Below are 22,759 nucleotides of genomic sequence, written 5' to 3'. Positions count from 1 at the left end.
ACACCCGATTCCTTCGACGTGCCCCGCTGAGCGGGGCCCTGCTGCTGGCGCTGGCGCCGCTGGCCCCGCCGGCGGCGACGGTACCCGTCACCTCGCCGCCGCCCGGCCCGAGGGCGCGCACTGCGACATCGGCGCCGTCGAGCCGGACCTGATCGTCCGCGACGCCTTCGACGGCGCGAACGCATGAACCCCAGGACATCCCCCATGAGATCGATCGCGCTCCTGCATGCCGTCGCCGCGCTCGCGGCCCTGGTTTCCAGGCCGGCCCTGGCCGACTACGTGATTGCGCCGTCGGGTGGGGACATCACCGGCGCGCGCCTGTCGGCGCTTCTGGCCGGTGGTGACGTCACGCTCACCGCCGCGTCGGGCGATGTCGTCGTCAACGATACGGTGAGCTGGAGCGCGCACACGCTCACGCTGTCGGCGCCTTCGGGCAACGTGAACGTGAACGCGGTGATGACCGCCGCAGGCTCGGCCGGCCTGTCACTTGAAACCGACGCGTCGGAAGCCGACGGCGGCGTGGCCATGGCGCTGACCGGCGGCGGCTTCACCGGGCGCGTGGATTTCACGGGAACCGGGCAAAGCTACCGCGTCAACGGCACGCCCTACACGCTGATCCATACCATGGCCGAACTGGAAGCCATTCGTCCCGCCAGCGGCACCATCAACGGCGCCTACGCGCTGGCGGCCGATGTGGACTGGAGCGATGTCATCAGTACCACGCCGCTCGGTATTCTCGGCGGCAGCGATCGGTTCGACGGCCTCGGCCATCGGCTGCTCGATCTCGTCATCCCCGGGAATACCGACGATACGGGACTGTTTTCCAGCGCTGACGGGGGCGCCGTGATCCGCAACCTCGGCGTGCGCGGCGGCAGCGTGTCGGGCGGCGGGTGGGTCGGTACGTTGGTCGGCAACAGCTCCGGCGTCATCGCCCGCGTCTATTCCACGGCCGACGTCTCGGGCACTCTGTTCGTCGGCGGTCTGGTGGGCTTCCACAGTGGCAGCGGCAGCCTGATCGCCGATGCCTGGGCCGGCGGCAATGTGACCGGCACGGGCGCGGTCGGCGGCCTCGTGGGCACCACCTATCCCGGCAGTGCCGTCGACAATGTCTGGGCCAGCGGCAACGTGACGGGCACCTCGTCCAGCATCGGCGGGCTGGTGGGAGCCGCCGACGTCGGCAGTACCCTGCGCAACGCCTATGCCACTGGCAATGTGGCGGGCAGCCTCGAGGTCGGCGGCCTCGTGGGCTACAACCGGGGCCTCGTCGAGCATGTCTTTGCCACCGGCGGTGTTTCGGCCAGCAGCAACAGCTATGTCGGCGGTCTGGTGGGCCACACCCCAGCCGGTGCCGGCGGCAGCGTCAGCGACGGTTGGTTCGCCGGCGACACGCCCGGCGCGCACCCGGACAATGGCGCCGGCACGGCGATTCCCCTGGCGAACCTGATTTCGGCGTTGCCGGGCGGTTTCGACGCCGCCGTGTGGGCCAGCCAGAACGGCAAGACCACGCCGTACCTCAAATCCGTGCCCGGCGCGGTGTACGTGAAGGCGGAAAGCGCCAGCGCCGGCAGCGCGCGGGTCTACACGCCGGTGACCACGCTGGAGCAGTTGCAGGCGGTCGGCAGCGATCTGGCCGGTCACTTTGCGCTGTTCGACGACATCGACGCCACGGCCACCCGCGACTGGAACGGCGGCGCGGGCTTCGTGCCGATCGGCAATTGTGCCGGCGGCTTCACCGGCCGGTTCGACGGCCTGGGGCACGTGGTCGGCAACCTGACCATCGACCGGGGCGACACGCTCTGCGTGGGCCTGTTCGGCGCCATCGACGCCGGCAGCGTGGTGCGCAACATCGGCGTCGATGGCGGTTCGGTTACGGGGATTTCCATGGTCGGCGGCCTGGTGGGCTACAGCGCGGCGGGGATCATCGACCATGCCTTCGCCACGGCCGAGGTGGCCGCGGACATCCAGTACGGCGGCGGCCTGGTGGGTTTCACCACCGGCGAGGTGAGCGACGCCTACGCCACCGGCCGCGTGACGGTCGCGGGCGACGGTGCCGGAGGACTGACCGGCGGCAGCCGCGGCGCCATCAGCCGCACCTGGGCCAGCGGCCGGGTGACCGGCGGCACCTACGTCGGCGGACTGGTCGGCCTGGCCATGGACGGCACCGTCAGCGACGCGTACTGGGACCGCTTCAGCACCGGCCAGGACAGCGCGGTCGGCTTCGTCAACGCCAACGCCAGCGTGACCCGCCTCAACCCCGTCACCAGCGACCCGGCGCAAAGCGGCGCGGCCGACTACGCGTTCAGGCAAAGCGCCTATGACGCGGCTTCGGGCCAGTTGCTCGGCACGTTCGGCGGTACGCCGGGCAGCGCGACCTGGACGATGGTGGACGGCGCCACGCGTCCGTTCCTGCAGATGGAATACGCGACGCGCATCGGCACCGCGCATCAGTTGCAGTTGATGCACATGGCGCCGGATGCGCACTACGCGCTGGCGCGCCACGTCGACGCCGGCGAAACCGGCCGCAACGACGGCACGCCGGCCAACAGCGCCGGCATGTGGCCGAGCACCGGCTTCGTGCCGGTGGGCAGCGACGCCACGCCGTTCAGCGGCAGCCTCGACGGCCGCTACCGGGTGGTCGGCGACCTGCGCATCGCCGCGCGCAGCGCGGCCGACTTCGGCGTGGCCGGCCTCATCGGCGAACTGAACGGCGGCACGATCCGCCGCATCGGCCTGCTGCGTCCGCGCATCGAGCTGACCGGCAGCGGCAGCTACGCGATGGCCGGCGCCCTGGTGGGCTATATCAAGGACGCGGGCGACGTGGAAGAGAGCTTCGCGCTCGATGCCGACGTCAGCGCCGTCAGCGGCAACCCCTATGCCAACGTCGGAGGGTTGGTCGGCCACAACCAGGGCACGATCCGCAATGCCTATGCCACCGGCGTCGTGCGGGCGACCGCGGCGGACATGGCGGCGGCGGGCGGCCTGCTCGGGGTGCACCAGGGCGCGAGCCTGGATCGCACCTATTCCACCGCCATGGTGTCCGCGTCGAGTGCCACCTTCACGCCCTACGTCGGCGGCCTGGTCGGCAGAAACCTCGGCGGCGACACCACCGACAGCTTCTGGGACACCGACGCCAGCGGGCAAGGCGCCAGCGCGGGCGGTACCGGCCTTTCCACGCTGCGCTGGCTCTCGCAAGGCCCGATCGCCACCGGCCTTTGGGACACGGCCACGACCTGGGTGACCGGCTATCCGTATCCGGTGCTCAAGGGCTTTCCCCACGTGCGCCTTGTCGCGCAGGGCGCGCACGTGATGCAGGGCGTAGCGGCGGTGAACGTGGATGCATACGCCGTCGTCGACCAGGACGACGTCGATGCGAGCACGCTGGTCGACGGCACGCCGTCGTGGTTCGCCGATCCGGCACTGGCGGCCGGCGAGACGGCCAACGTCGGCGGCACCGGCGTGACGGTGCGCGATTCGGTCCATCAGCGGACCTACATCGGCTCGGGCGTCGTGACCTCGACGGCCCACACGGTCGGCGGCACGGTGACGGGACTGGCGAGCGGCCAGAGCGTGCAGGTACAGATCAACGGCGGCGATACGCAGCTCGTCTCGGCGGATGCGCCGGTGTTCACGTTTGCACCGCTGGCCGACGGCACGGCGTGGACGGTGACGGTGTCGCAGCAGCCGGCCTCGCCGCTGCACCGCTGCGCGGTGACGTCAAACGCGAGCGGCGTACTGGCGGGCGCGGACGTGGGCGACGTCGGGGTGACGTGCACGACGGCTGCCCTGACGCTCACGCTGACGCAGGCCGCCCCTGGCTACGTGACCTACGGCCGGATCGTCGACTACATCGTCACGCTGTCCAACAGCGGCAACGGCCCGGCAGTAAATGCCGCCGTGAACGCCCGCTTCGGCGGCGGCGCGGACGTGGGCGCGGCGACGTGGCAGTGCATCGCCGGCAGCGTCAATGCGCACTGCACGCCGTCCGGCGGCGGCCCGATCGACGACAGCGTGACGGTCCCGCCGGGCGTGTCGATGACCTGGCTGATTCACGTCCCGGTCGCCATCCACACCGCCGCCGGAACGCTGGACTTCCGCTTCGAGGCCGAGGGACTCGATCCGGTCACCGACGCGGCGACGATCGTGCTGTTCCGCGACGACTTCGAGGGCGCGCCATGACCCGCCCCGTCGCGAACCCCGTGTCCGGCCGTCCCCTCCACGCATCGATCCGGGAGCATGCCATGCACCTCGCCGTCCGCGCCGCATTGATCGGCTGCACGCTCTGGATGCCTGTCGCCGCCGCGGGCGAGCCGACGCTCGTGGCGACCATCGACGACGCGCACGACTATGCGCGGTACGGGCAGACGATCACCTACGTCATCACCTTGACCAACGAGGACCCGGCGGCCGCGGCGACGGTTCCGGTTGCCGTGACGCTGTCGCCGGCCTTCGATGGCGATGCGGCGACGTGGCAGTGCTTCCCCGGCGTCGACGGCGTGGTCTGTGCGTCTGCGGGCTCGGGCCTTCTGGCCGATAACGCCGTGCTGCCGCCCGGTGCGCGGGCCACCTGGCTGTTCAGCGTGCCGATACAGGCCACGCCCAGCGAAACGACGGCCACGCTGACGTTCGCGGCCGGCGACATCGCGCCGCTGACGGATACCAACACCTTGGTGATCTTCAAGGACCGCTTCGACGTGCCCTATGCCGACGGCACCGAGGCCCTGCCGCTGCAGGACGGCGTGCGCGATGTCTTCGCGCTCGCGCCGGCGCAGGGCACGGCGATCGAGACCGTGCGCCAGTGGCGTCTACCGGACGACAGCCGCGTTCGGGTCGATCGCCTGCGGCTCGATACGCAGGACCTCGTCCGCCTTCGCCTCGCGCCGCGCGCGGGCGCGGCACGGGGCAGCGCCTGGGCGGCCGTGCACCCGGGCGCAGCGCTCGCGTTCGTCAGCGTCGACGGCCTGGTGGTGCTCGAAGGCGCCGAGCATGCGCTCCTCGTCGACCGAGGTGCCGAAGCGCGGCGGTGAGGTGCATCCATAGAAGGGGCGTTCCGGCAGGGACCGGCCCGTGCAAAAAAGCCGGGCCTGCGTGCGCTGGCTGACCCCGCGTACGGCCCCTGCCGCACGCGGGGTCACGCTCAGGAGCGCGTACCGATCAAGCGGAACGAAAAGTCCTTACCCTGCTGGATCGCGCCGAGGCAATAGGTCAGCGTGTTCCAGGTCGGGCACGGCGCGACCTGCGCCAGCACGCCGCCGCCCGGGTTACGCCAGACCGCCTGGCGGCCGCTGATCGGCAGGTTCGGCTGCCAGAACGAGTAGTCGTTGACGAACGAGACGCCGAGCCAGTAATCGCCCGGCGCGAGCATGCACGGCATGGACAGCGGTGCCGAGACCAGTGCGCGCGGGCCGTCGCTCGGATACGTGAACGGCGTCGCCGGCATCGCGCAGGCCGGCGTGTCGCCGGGCAGGCCGCCGGCGTCCGGATAGATCGCCATGTCGACCAATTGGCTGGCCGCGCCGCCGATCAGCTGGATCTCGGTGATCGTCCAGCCGGCGCCGTCGACGCTGAAATCGTCGGCGCCTTCGGACGACCAGTCCGGGCCCGGGCCGACGCCGGCGTCCCAGCGCACCGCATAGGCGCCGCCGCCCTCGCCGATGTAGCGGATCTGGTCGTACAGCACCGGCGAGACCAGCGCGGGTCCGGCAACGAATACGGTCGTCGCGGTATGGCCGTTGCCGCCGTTCTGCGTGTGCACGCTGCCTTCCGGCACCGCGATCGTATGGCTGCCGGCCTGCGTCGCACGGATCGCGAACTCGATCGTGCAGCTCATCTCGACGGGCACGCGCACGCCGGCGCGGACCTCCACCTGGCCGGCACCGGGATCGGCGCGCACGAACGCATCGGGACAATCGCTGTGCACGGCCGGTACGTCGGCGACGCCGACCGAGGCGGGCAGCGTGATCGTCCACGGCTCGGTCAGCACGATCTCGCCGCTGCCGAGGTTGCTCAGGCGCAGCAGCAGCGGCGTGGCTTCGCCGGCCGGCACGGCGGCCGGCTCGGCGATGTCGACGCCGAGGCGGAAGTCGTAGGCGTCCGCGCCGTTGAAGCCTTCGGCGAACAGCACGTCGGGGCCGCGGTTGGCGTCGGCGATCGACAGGAAATGCACGTTGACCAGGCCGGCATCGCCGACCAGCGTGCCGCGCGCGGTCTGCCGGTCCAGCGTGAACGCGTAGCTGTGGAAGTGGGTCGAGGTCGGATCGGTCTCGTAGTCCCAGCGGGTCGCGACCAGCCACAGCGTGCCGTCGGCCGAGAAGCCGAGATCCGCGCCGGGCAGCATGACGCCTTCGGGTATCGTCGGCGCGAGGTCGAGCATGCCGATCGTCTCGTAAGCACCGCTGCGCTTGTCGATCTCGAGCAGGCGGCCGCTGAGCTCGTCGTAGCCGACCATGCGGCCATGCGGGTCGATCGCCATCGGCCGCACGATCGTGCCGGGCAGCGGCTCACCGACCGGATGCGCGGTGCCGGCGACGGGGTCGATCGTATAGACCCGGCTCGAATACGGCGCATTCCACGGATCGATCGCCATCGCGAACAGCGTGCGCGTGGTCGCGTCCCACTGCAGCGAGGACCAGCACGGCGTCGCCATCGTCTGGTAGCACCACAGCCACGGCTGGTCGGCCGGCTGCAGGCGTTCGTTGAGCGGCGTCAGCGCGCCGTTGCCGGTGTCGAGCGCCGCGAAGCGTCCGCCCGGTCCGAGCAGGAACTGCAGCCCGAAGCTGTCGTCGATGAACGCGCCCATGCCGTAGTTCTGGAAGCGCTCGGCGGCCAGCCCGATCGGCAGCGACTCGACCACCGTGAAGCCGGTCGGCCAGTTCGAAAGAGAGCGCAGGTCGAACGAGGCGTAGGCGTCGTCGAAGGTGGCGCTGCGGTCGTCGTCGATGCCGGCATAGGCGCGCAGCGCCGGCGGTGCGCCGAGCTCGGTGGCGGTACAGACGGCCGATGAGCCGGCGGTCAGCCCCGCCAGCAGCATGATGATGGCCTTGTTCATGGCACTCCCCAGTAGATGTCGTTCGTGGATGTCGTTCTTGGAAACTTCGCCGGCCGCCCGGCCTGCCGCCGCGCGGTGGTGCGGCGCCGGCCTGCCGTGGCCATGCGTCAGCCTGCGGTGGCCGCACATGACAGTCATTCGGTGACGGCGACAAACCAGTGACGGTGCGGTGACACGGCGGCACCGATGGCCGCCGGGGCGCGGTCTGCGGCGGCTGCGGAGATGACGCGGGACGCGCGCCGGTGCGCGGTCGCTGCTCGGCCGGGCACGGCGAGGGCGACGTCACGGGCAGGCCTGCGACGGCCGCGCGGCGGCACGCGACGAATCCGGATGCCGCCGCTTTGCGCCGGCGGTCGCGGCCTGTCATGCGACGCCGGCGATCAGGTGCTGCGGCGCCGCGTGCCGAAGCGCATCCGCTTGCGCCGCGTCGACGAGAACGGCCCCCCGAGCGGCCGGCGCTACACGCCACCGGGTGTCGGCAGGCGGCCGACCCGGCGCGTCCATGCCGCGCAACCGGCCGGTCGCCGCGGCTCAGCGCGCCGACGCCGCCGTGCCGTCGGCCGGCCAGGTCGCCCAGGCGGCCGGCACCACGCGCTCGCCGGCCAGCCTCTGCGCCGTCGCGAGCGCGTCGCGCCAGGCCTCGTGCGCGTCGCGCGCCTGCCACAGCGCGACCTGCAGCACGGCGCAGTCGTAGTCCTCGCCGGCCCAGGTCGCGGCGCGGCCGGCCACCGCGGCGGCCTCGTCCGGTCGCCCATGCGCGAGCAGCCACGGCACCCAGGCGCCGGCGACGGCGGCGATCTGGGCCGGCGTGCCGGCCGCGTCGACGCGGCGCCAGGCCGTCTCGAACAGCGCGGCGGCGTGCTCGGTCCGCTGCGCACGGTCGTTCCATTCGGCGGCGGCCAGCGTCAGCAGCGGTGAGGCCTCGGTAGTGCCGGCCGCGGCGTAGGCGGGCTCCTCCGGCAACTCCGCGCCGCCGAGCGCGATGCGTGCCTGCTGGCGCAGCCGCAGCAGGCGCGCGTACCGATCGTTGCCGGGGCCGCTCGGCCAGGTCGCCAGCGCGCGATCGGCCGCGGCCAAGGCGTCGGCCCAGCGGCCGCGCCGCGCGGCCAGGTCGGACTCGAAGTCGTACAGATAGCGCAGCACCTCGGGCCGTACGGCGTCGCGGCCGACGGCGGCTTCGGCGAACAGCGCCTCGGCCTCGCCGTAGCGGCCGAGCGCGAGCAGTACGCGGCCGCGTCGGCAGGCCACGACCAGCGAGAACGCCGGATCGGCGATGCGCTCGCGCAGGTCCCAGAGCCGATCGCTGGTCGCCAGCGCATCGGGCCAGCGCAGCAGGGCGGCCTGTGCGTCGTAGGTCGCGGTCAGCACGAACAGCAGCCGCTCGGCCGCACCGAATGCTTCGAAACGCTCGGCCGCGGCCGCCAGATACGGCAGCGCGCGCTCGGGGCGGTCGCGCAGACTCTCGAGCACGCCGAAGTTGGCCTCGACCTGGGCCGCGCCGAGCGGATCGGCGGCCTGGCGCATCGCCAGGCGCGCCTGGCCGAGATCGGCCGAGGCCGCCTCGTAGCGGCCGAGCGCGGCACGGGCGGCGCCGCGCGTCGCCAGCGCATCGCCGAATTCCTGCGCCGAGGGGCCGTTCGCGAGTGCCGGAATCGCCGCGTCGAACGCACGCTCGGCGGCGTCGAAGCGGCCGCGCCGGAACTGGATCTTCGCGCGCAGGGCCAGCGCGCGCGCCTGCAGCAGCGGATCGGCGCCCACGTCGGGCCGCGCGAGCAGATCGCTCAGCGCCGCGTCGGCGGCGTCGAGCCGGCCGGCGCGGTAGTCGACGTCGGCCAGACGCTGGCGCACCTCGGGGCGGTCGGCGGCGGCCGGATCGAGCTGCTGCAGGATCGCACGCGCGGTATGGAGCGCGTTGGCGAGCACGGCCGCCTGCACCTGGGCCAGCCGTTCACGCAGCGCGTCTTCGCCGGGCAGCTCGCCGGGCGGCGTGCGGCCGAGCGCGGCGAGCAGACGGTCGCTGGCCTGGCGCGCGGCCTCGACCACGTCGGCCGCGCGGGCCTCGGCGCGCTGCGCTACGCCGGCGGACGGCTGCGCCGTCAGGGTGACCGTCCAGGCACCGTCGGCCAGCTGCGCGCGGCCTTCGACCAGGGTGCCGGCCTCGAGCAGACGCGCCAGCGCGGCGCGATCGGGCACCGAACCGGCATGCCGGTGCAGCGCGGCGACGACGGCCTCGCTCGGCGCGACCGGCAGCGCGGCCTCGCGCAGCCGGCCGGCGACCAGATCCATCACGCCGAGCCGCACCCAGTCCTCGGCCGGCCCGGCGGCGACCGCGACCGGCAGCACCGCGACGACCGGATCGGCCGCCGGCGCCGGCGGTACCGCTGCGTAGCGATGCAGCGCGGCGACGAGCGCGACCAGCACAGCCAGCGCGGCGAGGCCCCAGCCGGCGCGGCGCGGCGGGCGCCGGGCGCAAGGCGTCGCGGCGGAAGACTCGGGAAGCGGCAGATGCGCCGATTCCGCATCCGGCGGCGGCGCGGCCGGTGCGTCCGCATCGGCTGGCGCGACAGGCGATGCGACCGGCACTTCGTCGATCTCGCCGACCGCGACCGGCATGATCCAGCGGTAGCCGAAGCCGGACACCGTGCGGATCGCGCGCTGGGTCTGTGCATCGTCGTCGAGCATGCGCCGCGCACGCACGATCGTCTGGTTGAGATGGCCGTCGGAGACGTCGACGCGGCCCCACACCGCCGCGACCAGCTCATCGCGGCCGACCGCGCGATCGCGGTGCTCGAGCAGATAGGCGATGCAGTCGAACACCGGCCGCGTCGGCGTGCACAGCACATCGTCCTTCCACAGCTCGCGCGCGGCCGGATGCAGGCGAAACGGGGCAAAGCGATAGACGACGCGGCTCACGCGCGCACCTTATCGCGTCCGTGGCCGTCGTAGAAATGACGATGCCCGCCTGCCCCGATCGCAAGACGCCTGCAGCGTGCGTATCGGCATCGCCACGCGCGGACCGGGAGCAAGCCGGACACCGGTGATGCCCAGCGGCCGGTTCGAGCACGGCTACGATTGGCGGATCCTCGCCGGAACAACGGCAGCACCTCGTGAACGGCTGCCGGCTTTCGTGCGGTCGGGCTGCCCGTCCGTTGGCGCGCCCGTCCCGCGAAGCGAACCGGAGGCGCCTCGATACGGGATCGACGCACCGATGGACCGATACGCGTGCGGCGTCCGCGGCTAGCTCGCCGCCAGCGCCTCGACCTCGGCGATCAGGCGCGCGCGCACCTGGTCGAGGCTGTAGTGATCGAGCACGTAGCGGCGCGCGCGATCGCCCTGGCTGGCGCGCGCAGCGGCGTCGAGCGCGGTCGCGGCGTCGAGTGCGGCGTCGAAAGCGGTCTGGTCGTGGTAGACGAAGCCGGCGCCGCTCTGCTCGACGTGGTCGGCGAGAATCTCGCTGCGGCCGTTGACGATGTTCGGCGTGCCCTGCGCCATCGCCTCCAGCGCGACGATGCTGAGGCTCTCGTACGGCGAGGGTTGCACGAACGCGACCGCGCCGGCCATCAGCGCGAACTTGCGCTCTTCCTCGACGAAGCCGAGCACGCTGACGTGGGCGTCGTCGGCCACCTGCATGATGTTGTGGCCGGTCATCAGCAGGCGCAATGGAGATTGCGGCCGTGCCGCCTTGTACGCGGCGAACCAGGCCAGCAGATGATCGCAGCCCTTGTTGACGTCGATGCGGCCGCAGTAGAGCAGGTACGGAAAGCCCTCGTGCGCCGGCGCGGCCGCTTCCGTCGCGACCGTCATCGCGACCAGATTGCCCGTGTCGCGGTGCCACAGCCGGCCGCCGAGGCGGCGCTCGGCCTGCGTGTTCCAGAGGATGCGCGGAATGTCGCGCGCCATCTGGCCGATCGCGCGCAGATAGGCCGGCGGCTCGTCGTGCAGCGTCGGCACCAGACCGAAACGGCGATGCGGCATCGCGCGCACGCCGTCGAACGTGGTCGGATACAGATAGGTCAGGAAGATCACGGCGGCGTAGTCCTCGCCGTGCGTGCGCAGGTGCTCGTACAGCCCCGGGCAGACCGGTCCCTGCGAGCGGATGAACTCCTCCTCGAGCGCCTCGGGCCAGCCGTAGCGGTCCTCGTCGGGCGCGCCGGCGGTGGCCTCGAAGCGGTCGAGCACGCGCCGGTGCAGACGGCTGAAGTACGAAGTACGGCCGCGCTCGACGCGGAAGCGCCGGATCGTCACGCCGTCGCGGCGCTCGACGCCGGCCGGCAGGTCGTTGTCCCAGCGGATGTAGTCGAGCGCGGTGGAGGTCAGCACGTCGACCTCGTAGGCATCGGCGAGCAGCGTGGCGTATTGCCAGGCATGGGCTTCGGCGCCGCCGACGAGCTTCTCGTGGCAGCGCTGGACGACGATCGCGACGCGGCGTTTCACAGCACCGGCTCCAGGTAGCGCAGGAACCGCTCGCGCAGGACGCGGCTCGCATAGGTGGACTGGTAGCGCCGCGACGCGGCCTCGCGCAGCGTCGCGCGCAGGTCGCCGTCGCCGAACACGCGCGCGGCGCTGGCGGCGTACAAGTACGGGTCGGCGCCGTCCCAGGACAGGCCGGCATCGGCCAGCGTCTCGGGGATCGCGCTGGTCGCGCGCGCGACGATCGGCGTGCCGAGCGCCATCGACTCGGCCAGCGGCACGCAGAAGCCTTCGTGCTCGCTGAGCAGCATGAAGACGTGGCTGGCCAGGTATGCGGCCTTGAGCTGGCCCTCGCTGGCGCCGTTGATCCAGCGCACGCGGCCGCCGAGGCGGTGATGGTCGATGCGCGCACGGATGCGGTCGGTGTAAGCCGAAAGGCGCGGATCGATCTTGCCGAGGATCACCAGCCGCGCCGGATCGCCGTAGGCGTCGACGTAGGCGGCGAACGCGTCGACCAGGGCGACGTGGCCCTTGTTCGGCGCGATGCGGCCGACCATCAGGAAGTTCTTGGCGCCGTCGTCGAGCTCGTCGATCAGGTCGAGGTCGGCGTCGGCCTCGGCCAGCTCGTCGATGCGGTGGAACGGCGCGAGCACGCCGCCGCGCTCGGGCGGCAGGCCGGCCTCGACCAGCTCGCCGAGGTTGTAGGCCGACGCGCCCAGATACAGCTCGCAGCCGAGCGTCGCGATCGCGGCGATCTCGTCGCGGCCGCCGCGGCAGGCCGCGACGTAGTCGGCGGCGATGCCCTCGAAGAACTCGGGCGGCGTCACGTTGTGGTACTTGACGACGCGGAAGCCGCGGCAGCGCCCGAGCAGGTCGATGCCCTTCTTCCAGCCCATCGAGTAGTGGTAGATCACCAGATCGCCGCTGCCGCCGGCGAACGCGGGCAGGCGCTCGGCCGGATAGGTGCGCTCGCCGATGTCGCCGGCTGCATCGCAGAAGATGCGCGTCTCGATGCCGGCGGCGACGAGGATGCGGAACATCGCCATCGCGTCGGCACCGACCGCGTCGCGGCTGGCGATGTTCGGGATCAGGATCGCGGCTTTCATCGGCGCAGGCTCCGCGCGGGGCGCGCGTATCGGAAGGAACGGCCATCGCGTCCGCGCGGGACGCCGGGGCCGGCCGTGGACGGATCGCGCCGCATGCCGTCAGGCGAACCGGCGCATGACGGCGGCCAGCTCGCGCTCGAGCACGGCCGGCGCGAACGTGTCGCGGTAGCGCGCCTGGCCGCGCGCGATCAGATGCTCGCGCAGCGCCGGGTCGGCATAGAGGCGGCCGACCGAGGCGGCGATCAGATGCGCGTCGCGGTCGTCCCAGATCAGGCCGGCGTCGCCGAGCGTCCACGGAATCGCGCTCGATCCGTAGGCGATCACCGGCGTGCCGAGCGCGAGCGCCTCGATCACCGGCACGCAGAAACCCTCGTGCGCGCTCAGCATGACCAGGGCGGTTGCGGCCGCGTAGGCGGCGCGCAGCGTCGGGCCGTCGGCGTCGTCGATCAGGGTCACGCGCTCGCGCAGGCCGAGCTGGTCGACGCGATGCCAGAACGCCTCGCCGTAGCGGGCCAGCGCCGGCGCGAGCTTGCCGACCAGCAGCAGATGCGACTGCCCGTCGACCTCGCGCACGCAGGCGGCCAGCGCCTCGGCGAGTTCGAGATAGCTCTTGTTCGGCACGATGCGCCCGACCATCAGCAGCAGCGGCGCGCCGCCGTTGTCGGGGATGCGCCGCGCGTCGGGCTCGGTCGCGGCCAGATCCTCGACCGGATGGAACGGCGCCAGCACCGCCATGCGCGCCGGATCGACGCCTTCGGCCGCGAAGTCCTCGAGATTGAACGGCGAGCAGCCGAGATAGAGCTCGCAGCCGAGCCGCGCGAACGCGGCGATCTGCTTGCGGCCGTTGCCGCAGGCCGACACGTAGCCGTCGGACCAGCCGCGGAAGAAGCCCGGCGGCGTGACGTTGTGATAGCGCACGATGCGCCGCGCGCGGATGCGCCGGAACAGCTCGAGCGGGAAATCCCAGGCCGTGCAGAAGTGATAGATCACGATGTCGCGCGGCGAGCTGATCCACTCGGCCAGCGCCTCGTGCGAGAGCACCGGCTCGTCGATGCCGTGCGCCTCCATCGCGAACAGCGCGACCTCGTGGCCCTGGCCGCGCAGCGCGGCGGCCATCTGCCGCGCGTCGTTGCTGACCGCGTCGTAGGCGCGCAGCCCCGGCACCAGCACGGCGATTCTCATGCCGCGGCCCTCATCCGGCGCGCGCGCTCATCGGCGGCGCGCGAGCAGCGCGGGCGAGCCGTCGGCGGCGTCGCAGCGGCGCACCTCGGCGAAGCCGGCCGCCTCGAGCGCCTGCGCGAACAGCGCCGGATCGGCGTCGAAGCCGCCGCGGCCGTCGAGCCGGTCGGCGATCGAGACCGGGCCGTCGGTGAACGCGATCAGCAGCATGCCGCCGCTGCGCAGTGCGCGCTGCGCGGCCGCGAACAGCTCGGCGGCCGGCAGCCGGCGCAGCACGGCGGCCGCGTCGAGCAGGCTGAGCGCGGCCAGTTCGCCGTCGCCGCTGCGCGCCAGCGCGGTGGCCGGATCGTCGAGGAACGAGGGCAGACCGCCGGCATCGGCGCCATCGACCGCGAGGTTCCGCGCAGCCAGCGCGGCCTGCCAGTCGGCGCCGCTGCCGAGGTCGAGCACGCGCCCGCCGCCGGCGATTTCGGCGGCCAGCGCATCGCGCCAGGCGGCCAGCCGCAGCGGACGCAGCGGGTCGCCGCCGAGGCGGCGCTCGGCGACCGCGGCGGCCAGCGTGCGCGCCGGCTGCTGCGCGTCGGCGTCCTCGAGTGCGGCGACGCTGCGCCGCAGCGAGGTCAGCCAGTGGTTCATGCTGAGCACGTGATGGCGCAGCTCGTCGATCTGGGTCTGGATGCGCGAACCGGACAGGTCGCGCACCGCGTCGAGCGCGCCGTCGAGCGCCGCAAAGCGGCGCTGCGCGACCTCGACGAAGCCGGCCAGCTCGGTCTGCACGCGGCGCAGGTCGTCGCTGCCGCGGTTGAGGCGGTCGAGCTGCTCCTCGATCAGCTTCTGGTGCTCGGCGATGTCGCGCGTGTGGTCGGCGAAGCGCGCGTCGATCGCGGCCGCCGTGTCGCGCGCGCGCGCCGCGTTGTAGGTGTCCGAGGCACGCAGGTGGTGCATCAGTTTGGGCAGGCCGGCCAGCGCGAGCAGCCATTCGGCCAGATAGCCGATCACCGGCACGCGGAACAGCTTGGTCAGCAGATAGCGCGGACGCAGGCCCGGAATCTCGACGCCGACCTCGCGCCCCTCGGGCGAGTAGCGCAGATTGCCGAGGATCTCGACCTTGCTGGCGCCGGCGGCGAGCAGGCGCAGCTGGACCAGCTCGCCGGGCCCGTCGGGCGGCCGCTTGAGGATCGCGCGGAACGCGCCGTGCAGGAAATCGAGGTGGTGCGCGGCGGACAGCTCCGGAATCGTGCGCACGCGCGGGCTGTCGGCGGCGGCGGTCGGATCGGGCGCGGCCGGCGGCGCCTCGCGGCGCGGCAGCGGCGAGCGCCCGCGCGCGGCGTCGGCTTCGGCGCGGATCTCGTCCTTGATGCGCGCCAGATAGGTGTCGTCGGTGTGCACGGGTCTCGAGCGGGCGTGAAATCTTGGGAAACGGCGGAAGGGGCGCGGGCCGGGCCCTGCGCGCGGACGGATCAGTCGCCGGGCGGGCGCTCGTTGCGGCTGCCGGCCCCCACGGCGAGCGGCATGATGCCATAGGCCCGCGCCGCGGATACATCGATGACCATGTGGCCGGGCCGCGCGCCGGCCGCCAGATGCGGCAGCGCCCGCCGGTAGCGCGCGCGGCCTGCGGCGCGCGCGGCCGCGAACGAGCCGGCCGGGGCGTCGCGGCCGGCCAGCAGCGTGGTCTCGACGATCTCGGCCTCGCGGCGCGCGGCGTCGACGTAGAAGCCGACCAGCGCATGGCCGGGCACCAGCACCAGAAAGGTCGGCACGCCGAGCCGCTCGAGCACCGAGGCGATCAGCACGCTGGCGTCCAGGCAGTGCGCGCTGCCGAGGCGCCAGGTCTCGTCGGGCAGCTGGACGCGCTGGCTGTACAGGCGCGGGCCGCTCTCGAGCGCGAGCACGTCGGCCGAATAGCGCAGGCCGCGCCGCACCAGCTCGGCCCAGACCGCCTCGGCCAGCGCCAGCCGGCGCGCGCGCTCGGCGGCGGCCGGCAGCGGGTGCTGCGGCGCCGCATCGAGGCCGGCGCGCGCGAGGATCGTATCGACGGCCGGGCTGTGCGGATCGACGTAGGCGGCGAAGATGCCGGCCAGATCGACCGACTGGCCGTCGCTGCGCACGTAGTAGAGCGCCTCGTCGAGGCCGTGCAGGCGCACGTCCAGACGCTGCGCGGCGACTGCGATGCCGCCGGCCTCGGCGCTGACGCGCAGGTCCTGCCGGCGCGGCGCGGTCAGGCCCTGCAAGGCGGCGGCGTCCCAGTCCAGGCGCGGCCACCAGGTCCGCTGCTCGCCGGGCGCCAGGGCGAGGTCGAGCCCGGCCGGCACGCGCAGGCCGTCGCTGTCGACGCGCAGGCGCAGCGCGGCCGCCTCGCCGCGATTGCGCACCGTCACGCGCAGCAGGCCGGTGCCGCCGCCGAGCATCGGGTCGCCGCGCGGCGCCTGCGAGAGGTCCAGCGCCGGATACAGCTCGCCCGGCGGCGTCAGCGCGACCTCGATCACGACGTCGGGCACGCGTTCGCCCGCCGCGGCCGCGAGCGGCGCGAGCGAGGCGGACAGCACCGATACGAACAGCGACAGCGCCTGCCGCCGAGTTGCCAGCCGGACCATCGGGCGACTATCGTTGCCGCGATCACGTCTTGTCCAGCATGCCCGCCGCCCCGCGCGGCGAGCCCCGTCCCGACCGTCCCGGAGACATCCGATGCAACGTCCTGCCCTGTCCCTGCTGGCCCCCTTGTCCCTCGCCGTCGCGCTCGCCCTGACCGGCTGCGAACAGAAGCCGGCCGAACCGCCGGCCGAACCGCCGGCCGCACCAGCCCCGGCCGCGCCGGCTCCCGCCGCCGAAACCGCCGCCGCCCCGGCCGCGCCGGCGACGCCCGCCGCGATTCCCGAAGGCGACTGCGGCGACCAGAGCGCGCTGCCGGCCGAGGAACGCATCGCCAACACGCCGCGCTGGAGCACCGCCAGCGAGCAGGACAACTTCGGTTTCGAGGTGTTCCGCAGCGAGAGCGAGAACGGCGAGTTCGTGAAGCTGACCGCCACGCCGATCCTCGGCGCCGGCACCACCGACGAATCGCACAAGTATTCCTACCGCGACGACACGATCGATCCGTGCAAGGAGTACTGGTACTACGTCGAGTCGATCTCCACCGCCGGCGTCCGCGAGAAGTTCACGCCGACGTTCAAGGCACCGGCCAAGCGCGTGCCCAAGTCGACGCCGTGACGCAGCCGTGAGCGCCGCGCCCGGACCGGCCGCGGCTCGCCGGGCCGGGCGTCGGCGCGTCTGGACGTTCGCTGCGCTCGCGCTGCTGGCGGCCTCGCAGGCGCTGCTGTGGTGGGCCTGGTACGGCCAGGGCCCCAAGCAGCTGATCGGCGACGAGGGCGCCTATCTCGCCGCCGCGCAGACGATCCTCGCCGGCGGCCCCTGGCACGCCAGCACGATCTGGCCGCCGCTGCAGCCGCTGCTGATCGCCGCGGTGCTGGCGCTGGCCGGCCCGCACCTGATCGCGGTGCAGCTGGTGCAGACCGCAATGCTGATCGGCTGCGCCGCGCTGCTGCGCAGTCTGTGGCGCGGCATCGACGGCCGCGTCGCCGCCGCCAATCTCGCCGCGGCGCTGTTCCTGCTCAATCCCGGCACCGCGGCCTACGCGCACTGGCTGTGGCCGGAGGTCGTGCACCTGCTGCTGATCCTGGCGCTGCTGCGCCTGCTGGCCAGTGACGCACTGCGTCCGGCGCGCGCCGCGCTGGCCGGCGCCTGCACCGGCCTGGCCCTGCTCGCCAAGAGCCTGCTGGCCGGCTTCTGGCCGGTGCTGCTGCTGGCGTTCGCCGGAAGCGGCCGCCGCCGCGCGCGCCTGCTCGCGGCGGCGGCGTTCGTCGTCGCGGCCGGCGCCGTGACCGCACCGGCCTGGATCCAGGGCTGGCGCGACTACGGCAAGCCGATGATCGCCGACAGCTCGGTCTACAACCTGTGGATCGGCCTGACCGACCGCTGGCGCAGCGACTACGTCGAGGACATGGGCGGCCTCACGCTGCCGGCGTTCATGGCCTCGGGCGACACGCCGGCGGCACGCAACGCCGCGACCTGGGAGCAGATCCATGCGCTCATCGCCGAGCGCGGCCTGGTGCCGATCGTGCTCGACCAGCTCGGCCGCCAGTACTTCCGCCTGTTCAACGCGAAGACGCCGCTGGTCTCGCAGCTGCCGGGCCCGGCCTGCGCAGGGCACCTGTCAGCGTATCGCTCGGCACCGTGGCTGACCGCGACGCTGACCGCCGCGAACGGCGCGTTCCACAGCCTGATCCTGGCCGCCGCCGCGTTCGGCCTGATCGCGTGGCGGCGGCGCCCGGACCGGATCGGCTGGCTGCTGGTGCTGTTCGCCGCGTATCAGCTGGCGCTGATGCTGCCGCTGCACGTCAAGGCGCGCTTCCTGTTTCCGCTGCTGCCGCTGCTGTGCGGCCTGGCCGCGAGCTGGCTGGCCTCGCTGATGCGGCCGCATGCGGCCGATACCGCGTCGGGTCCGATCGCGTTCACGCCGCTGCGCATCGGCATCGGAGCGACACTGGCGGCGCTGGCGCTGGCGCTGGCCTGGCTCGGTCCGGTCCTCGACGGAACATGCCCGCCGTGATTTTTTCGGTATCCTGCGCGGCCTGAACCGACCGACCCCCGGCATGCGACAACACGTCATCGAGCTGATCCTGTTCAGCACCTACGCCGAACTGCGCGCCGAACGCGCCCGCAACTACCTCGGCATCATCTGGTGGGTGCTCGAGCCGGCGATGATGATGGGCGCGTTCTGGCTGGTCTTCGACGTGATCCTGAAGACCGGCGGTCCGGACAACCTCGCGTTCCTGCTGACCGGCCTGACGATGTGGCAGTGGATGAAGTCGTGCATCACGCACGGCGGCTACGCGATCTGGTCCAATCTCAACCTGATCCGCCAGGCGCGGCTGCCGCTGATCGTGTTCCCGCTGGTGCAGATGCTGGCCGACACGGTCAAGTTCTTCTTCATCTTCCTGCTGCTGGTGGTGATCCTGTGGCTGCTCGGCCATCCGCCGAACAAGGCCTGGGCCGCGCTGCCGGTGATCTTCGTCGCGATCTTCCTGTTCGCGGCCGGCGGCGGCTTCATCCTGGCCGCGATCGTGCCGTTCGTGCCGGACGTGCGCTTCGTGATCGAGCAGGTGCTGACCGTGGTGATGTTCCTGTCCGGCGTCGTGTTCGCGCTGACCAACATGCCCGAGCACGTGCATGCGGTCATGCAGTGGAATCCGGTGGCCGGCCTGGTCGACGCGACGCGCGGCGTGGTCATGTACGGGCGCTGGCCGGACTGGACCGCGCTGGCCAAGGTGGCCGGCGTGTCGGCACTGGTCCTGGCGCTCGGCATCGCGATGATCGTGCGGCTGACCCCGCGCTACCCGAAGCTGGCGGCCTGAGATGAGCGGCGAGACCCTGATCGAACTCGAGCACGTCGGCGTCGCGTTCAGTGCGACGCGCAGCGTCGGCGGCGGCCGCTACTGGGCGCTGGAGGACGTCAGCCTGCGCCTGAAGCGCGGCGAGCGGCTCGGCGTGATCGGCCGCAACGGCGCCGGCAAGAGCACGCTGCTGCGCGTACTGGCCGGCATCCTCGAGCCGGACCGCGGCCGCGTGCGGCGCGGCCCGGTGTCGTGCCAGCTGCTGTCGCTGGCGCTCGGCTTCATGCCGTATCTGACCGGCCGCGACAACGCCGTGCTGTCGGGCCTGATGCTGGGCCTGCGCCAGCGCGAGATCGTGCGGCGCCTGCCGGCGATCCGCGAGTTCTCCGAGCTCGGCGATTTCTTCGACGAGCCGATCCAGAGCTATTCCAGCGGCATGGTCATGCGCCTGGCGTTCTCGGTCGCGATCCAGGTCGAGCCGGACGTCATGCTGATCGACGAGGTGCTCGCGGTCGGCGACGCCGAATTCCAGGAGAAGTCCGGCACCGCACTGCGCGAGCGCATGCGCCAGGGACACACCGTGGTCCTGGTCAGCCATTCGGAAAAGGAGGTCACCGCGCTATGCGACCGCCTGCTCTGGATCGAGCACGGCCGCAGCGTCATGGAAGGCGACCGCGACAGCGTCTACGAGGCCTATCACCAGCAGCTGCATCTCGGCGAGGCGGCGACATGAGCCGCGAGGCCGCCCGGCGCCTGGCCGCCGCCGCGCGCCGGCGCGAGCTGACGCCGCGCCAGCTGCTGGCGCTGGCGATGCAGCACTGCGAGGGCGGCGCGCCGCTGCTGCGGCCCGGCGCCGACGCGGCGGCCGACCTGCTGCTGACGCCGCCGGCGCGCTACGCGCGCGACGACCTGCCGCGCCTGCTCGACCGGCTCTGGCCGGACGCGCCCCGGGAGCCCTGAGGTGCGCGGCGCGACGCTGATCGTGCTGGCCTGGAACCAGTGGCCGCTGACGCAGCGCTGCCTGGACTCGCTGCTCGCCAGCGCGCCGGCCGAGGCCTCGATCCTGGTCGTCGACAACGGCTCGACCGATCAGACGCCGCAGGCGATCGGCGCCTATGCCGACCGCCTGCGCTATCTGCGCCTGCCCGAGAATCTCGGCTTCGTGCGCGGCATGAACGCCGGCATCGCCGCCGCACCGGCGGATGACGACGTCGTCCTGCTCAACAACGACCTGGTCTTCACCCAGGCCGACTGGCTCGACCGCTTGCGCGACGCGGCCTATGCGGCGCCCGAGCACGGCATCGTCGGCTGCCGCCTGCTCGGCGGCGGCGAGGACGACCGGCTGTTCCATACCGGCGGTTTCATCGAGCCCGAGCAGCTGTGGGGCCAGCAGAGCGAGTCGGGCCTGCAGGAGCTGGACATCGGCCAATACGCGCGCACCCGCCGCGTGCAGGCGGTCGCGTTCGCGCTGGCCTACATCCGGCGCGACTGCATCGATCGCATCGGCGTGCTCGACGAGGCGTTCCACAGCTACTACGAGGACACCGACTACTGCCTGCGCGCAGCCGAGGCCGGCATCGCCAGCGTCGTCGCCGGCGCGGTCACGCTGCGCCACGTCCAGCACGGCTCGACCCAGGACGACGGCGGCTTCCGCGCGCGCCTGTGGCAGGACAGCCGCCGCGCGTTCGCGGCGCGCTGGCAGGACCGGCTCGGCGCGGCCTATCGCGGCACCGTGCTGTGGCAGGGCACGACCGCCGAGCCGGCCGCGCATGCGCAGCTGGCGCGCAAGCTGGTCGGCCGCCTCGATGCGCGCGGCCTGCGCATGGCCTACGCGCCGGTGCGGCGCGAGCTGCTCGACGCACAGGACTTCCGGCTGGAACTGGCCGCACGGCGCACGCTGCCGGCGCGTCCCGATGCGGCGCTGTACTGCGCGGCCGAGCCGCCGCGGCAGGCGCTGGTCGGCCGGCGCCGTTTCGCGCTCGCATTCGGCGACTGGGACCGGGTGCCGGCGGCCTGGGCCGAGCGCTACGCGCAGTGCGACCGGCTGATCGTGCCGGACCGGTTCCAGGCGCAGGCGTTCGCGAGCGCCGGCTACGACCGGCCGATCGACGTCGTGCCGCTCGGCATCGACCGCGACTACTTCCATGCCGGCGCGCGCGCGCCGCGCCGCCCGGCGGACCGCACCGTGTTCCTGAGCGTCGTCGAACACCTGCAGCGCGACGCGCCGGGCCTGCTGGTCGCCGCATTCGCGGCGGCGTTCGACGCCGGCGATCCGGTCGAGCTGCTGATCCACGTGCGTCCCGGCGACGACGAGCCGGCGATCCGCGCGACGATCGAGCGCGCCGCCGCCGCACCGGGCGCGCCGCGCATCACCGCGGTGTTCGGCTGGGCCTTTCCGGCGCAGCAACGAGCAGCGCTGATCGCGGCGGCCGACGTCGTCGTCAGCGCGCAGCGCGGCGCCGGCTGGCAGCCGCTGGCGTTCGAGGCGGTCGCCTGCGGCCGGCCGCTGGTCGCGCCGGCCTACGGCAGCCAGCAGGATCTGGTCGAGCGCTACGGCCACGCGGTCGAGTACCGCATGGTGTCCGATCCTTCGCAGCGCGGCGCATTGTGGGCCGAGGTCGACGTCGAGGCGCTCGCGGCGCGTCTGCGCGAGGCCCTCGAGCGGCGCGAGACCTGGGCCGCGCAGGCGCTGGCCCAGGCCGAGGCCTTCGCCGCCGCGCACGATCTGGACGCCAGCGCCGACCGCCTGCTCGAACGCCTGGCCGATGGCGGCACGTTCGCCGCCGCGCGCATGGCGCCGGCGCCGTTCCGGCCGGCCGAGCTGCAGCGCCCGGCCGGCGATCAGATCGTCGTGCTCGGCATGCACCGCTCCGGTACCTCCAGCGTCGGCGGCCTGCTCGCGACGCTCGGCGCCTGGCCGGGTCCGGACGAGCGGCTGCTGCGCGGACCGGACAACCCGAAGGGCCATTACGAGCACACCGAGCTGCACATGGCCTGCGTGCGCCGGCTCGCCGCCGCCGGCGGCGACTGGAAGCAGCCGCCCGACACGGCGCCGGCCGCCACGATCGACGCATTCCGCCGCGAAGCCGCAGCCGTGCTCGACACGCTCGAACCGCGCCGCCCGTGGTTCGTCAAGGAACCGCGCCTGTGCCTGCTGGTACGCGAGCTGCTGCCGCTGCTGACGCGCCCGGTATTCGTGCATGTGGTGCGCGATCCGGTCGAGGTCGCCGAGTCGCTGGCGCGCCGCGATGGCATGCCGCGTCATCAGGCGCTGGCGCTGTGGGAGCGCTATACGGTCGAGGCGTTCAACGCGAGCCTCGGCCAGCCGCGCGTGCTGGTCGACTACGCGGCGCTGGTCGACGCGCCGTTCGACACCGCCAGGCGCCTGCACGAGGACCTGATCGCGCTCGGCGTGAGCGGCCTCGCCGCGCCGCAGGCCGAGCGCGTCGCCGACTGGATCGAGCCGGGCCTGCGCCACGGCCGCTCGCATCCGGCCGCGCTCGACGTGCTGACGCCGAGCCAGCGCGCACTACACGCGGCGATCGCCGATCGCAGCATCCTGACCGAGCGCGACGCGCGCCCGCTTCCGATCGCCCGCGACGGCCGGTCCGCGCTTCGCGCCAGCTGAC

General features: G+C 73.0%; 15 protein-coding genes. 8 read left to right on the top strand and 7 right to left on the bottom strand.

The window, feature by feature from the left end; translation table 11 throughout:
* The first annotated feature begins 204 nt into the window (after window positions 1-204).
* Together VMR06_RS04040 and VMR06_RS04035 are read left to right on the top strand one after the other, a co-directional pair.
* Complete coding sequence (locus tag VMR06_RS04040; RefSeq protein ID WP_325373267.1) at window positions 205-4,176, top strand: beta strand repeat-containing protein; 3,972 nt, start codon at window positions 205-207, stop codon at window positions 4,174-4,176.
* Window positions 4,173-5,024 carry a hypothetical protein gene (locus VMR06_RS04035; protein ID WP_325373265.1) on the top strand — a complete coding sequence of 284 codons (852 nt, stop codon included), beginning with the start codon at window positions 4,173-4,175 and terminating at the stop codon, window positions 5,022-5,024. The genes VMR06_RS04040 and VMR06_RS04035 overlap by 4 nt, the downstream gene beginning before the upstream one ends.
* 110 nt (window positions 5,025-5,134) lie before the next feature.
* Here VMR06_RS04035 and VMR06_RS04030 read toward each other — a convergent pair whose 3' ends face one another.
* The 7 genes from VMR06_RS04030 to VMR06_RS04000 form a co-directional block, all read right to left on the bottom strand.
* Window positions 5,135-7,045: a hypothetical protein gene (locus VMR06_RS04030; RefSeq protein WP_325373263.1), complete on the bottom strand. Its 1,911-nt coding sequence runs from the start codon at window positions 7,043-7,045 to the stop codon at window positions 5,135-5,137.
* A gap of 531 nt (window positions 7,046-7,576) precedes the next feature.
* On the bottom strand, window positions 7,577-9,958 hold the full coding sequence (locus tag VMR06_RS04025) for a winged helix-turn-helix domain-containing protein (protein WP_325373261.1): 2,382 nt from the start codon (window positions 9,956-9,958) through the stop codon (window positions 7,577-7,579).
* Between the two features lie 324 nt (window positions 9,959-10,282).
* Window positions 10,283-11,479 carry a glycosyltransferase family 4 protein gene (locus tag VMR06_RS04020; protein ID WP_325373259.1) on the bottom strand — a complete coding sequence of 399 codons (1,197 nt, stop codon included), beginning with the start codon at window positions 11,477-11,479 and terminating at the stop codon, window positions 10,283-10,285.
* A complete protein-coding gene (locus VMR06_RS04015) occupies window positions 11,476-12,561 on the bottom strand; it encodes a glycosyltransferase (protein WP_325373257.1) in 1,086 nt (361 codons plus the stop codon). The genes VMR06_RS04020 and VMR06_RS04015 overlap by 4 nt, the downstream gene beginning before the upstream one ends.
* Window positions 12,562-12,660: 99 nt before the next feature.
* On the bottom strand, window positions 12,661-13,743 hold the full coding sequence (locus tag VMR06_RS04010) for a glycosyltransferase family 4 protein (RefSeq protein WP_325373255.1): 1,083 nt from the start codon (window positions 13,741-13,743) through the stop codon (window positions 12,661-12,663).
* Window positions 13,744-13,770: 27 nt separating this feature from the next.
* Window positions 13,771-15,129 carry a hypothetical protein gene (locus tag VMR06_RS04005; protein WP_325373253.1) on the bottom strand — a complete coding sequence of 453 codons (1,359 nt, stop codon included), beginning with the start codon at window positions 15,127-15,129 and terminating at the stop codon, window positions 13,771-13,773.
* 71 nt (window positions 15,130-15,200) lie between these two features.
* Window positions 15,201-16,334, bottom strand: coding sequence for a hypothetical protein (locus VMR06_RS04000; RefSeq protein ID WP_325373251.1), 1,134 nt, complete (start codon window positions 16,332-16,334; stop codon window positions 15,201-15,203).
* A gap of 91 nt (window positions 16,335-16,425) precedes the next feature.
* On the opposite strand from VMR06_RS04000, the gene VMR06_RS03995 reads away from it, so the two are divergent.
* The 6 genes from VMR06_RS03995 to VMR06_RS03970 are packed head-to-tail and all read left to right on the top strand — an operon-like array spanning window position 16,426 to window position 22,758.
* The gene (locus VMR06_RS03995; protein ID WP_325373249.1) at window positions 16,426-16,947 is read left to right on the top strand and encodes a hypothetical protein; all 522 of its coding nucleotides are present in this window, start codon (window positions 16,426-16,428) and stop codon (window positions 16,945-16,947) included.
* A 7-nt stretch (window positions 16,948-16,954) separates the two neighbouring features.
* Entirely contained in the window at window positions 16,955-18,346 is a 1,392-nt protein-coding gene (locus tag VMR06_RS03990; RefSeq protein ID WP_325373247.1) for a hypothetical protein, read from the top strand.
* A 43-nt stretch (window positions 18,347-18,389) separates the two neighbouring features.
* The gene (locus tag VMR06_RS03985; RefSeq protein ID WP_325373245.1) at window positions 18,390-19,151 is read left to right on the top strand and encodes an ABC transporter permease; all 762 of its coding nucleotides are present in this window, start codon (window positions 18,390-18,392) and stop codon (window positions 19,149-19,151) included.
* A gap of 1 nt (window position 19,152) precedes the next feature.
* Window positions 19,153-19,863 (top strand): ABC transporter ATP-binding protein, encoded by a 711-nt coding sequence (locus VMR06_RS03980; protein WP_325373242.1) that lies wholly within the window; start codon window positions 19,153-19,155, stop codon window positions 19,861-19,863.
* Window positions 19,860-20,090, top strand: a complete 231-nt coding sequence (locus VMR06_RS03975) for a hypothetical protein (RefSeq protein WP_325373240.1) — start codon at window positions 19,860-19,862, stop codon at window positions 20,088-20,090. The genes VMR06_RS03980 and VMR06_RS03975 overlap by 4 nt, the downstream gene beginning before the upstream one ends.
* A gap of 1 nt (window position 20,091) precedes the next feature.
* Complete coding sequence (locus tag VMR06_RS03970; protein ID WP_325373238.1) at window positions 20,092-22,758, top strand: glycosyltransferase; 2,667 nt, start codon at window positions 20,092-20,094, stop codon at window positions 22,756-22,758.
* Window position 22,759: the final 1 nt, after the last annotated feature.

Source organism: Dokdonella sp., assembly GCF_035511235.1.
Classification (GTDB): Bacteria; Pseudomonadota; Gammaproteobacteria; order Xanthomonadales; family Rhodanobacteraceae; genus Dokdonella.
This window is presented reverse-complemented; position numbering and strand designations above follow the sequence as displayed.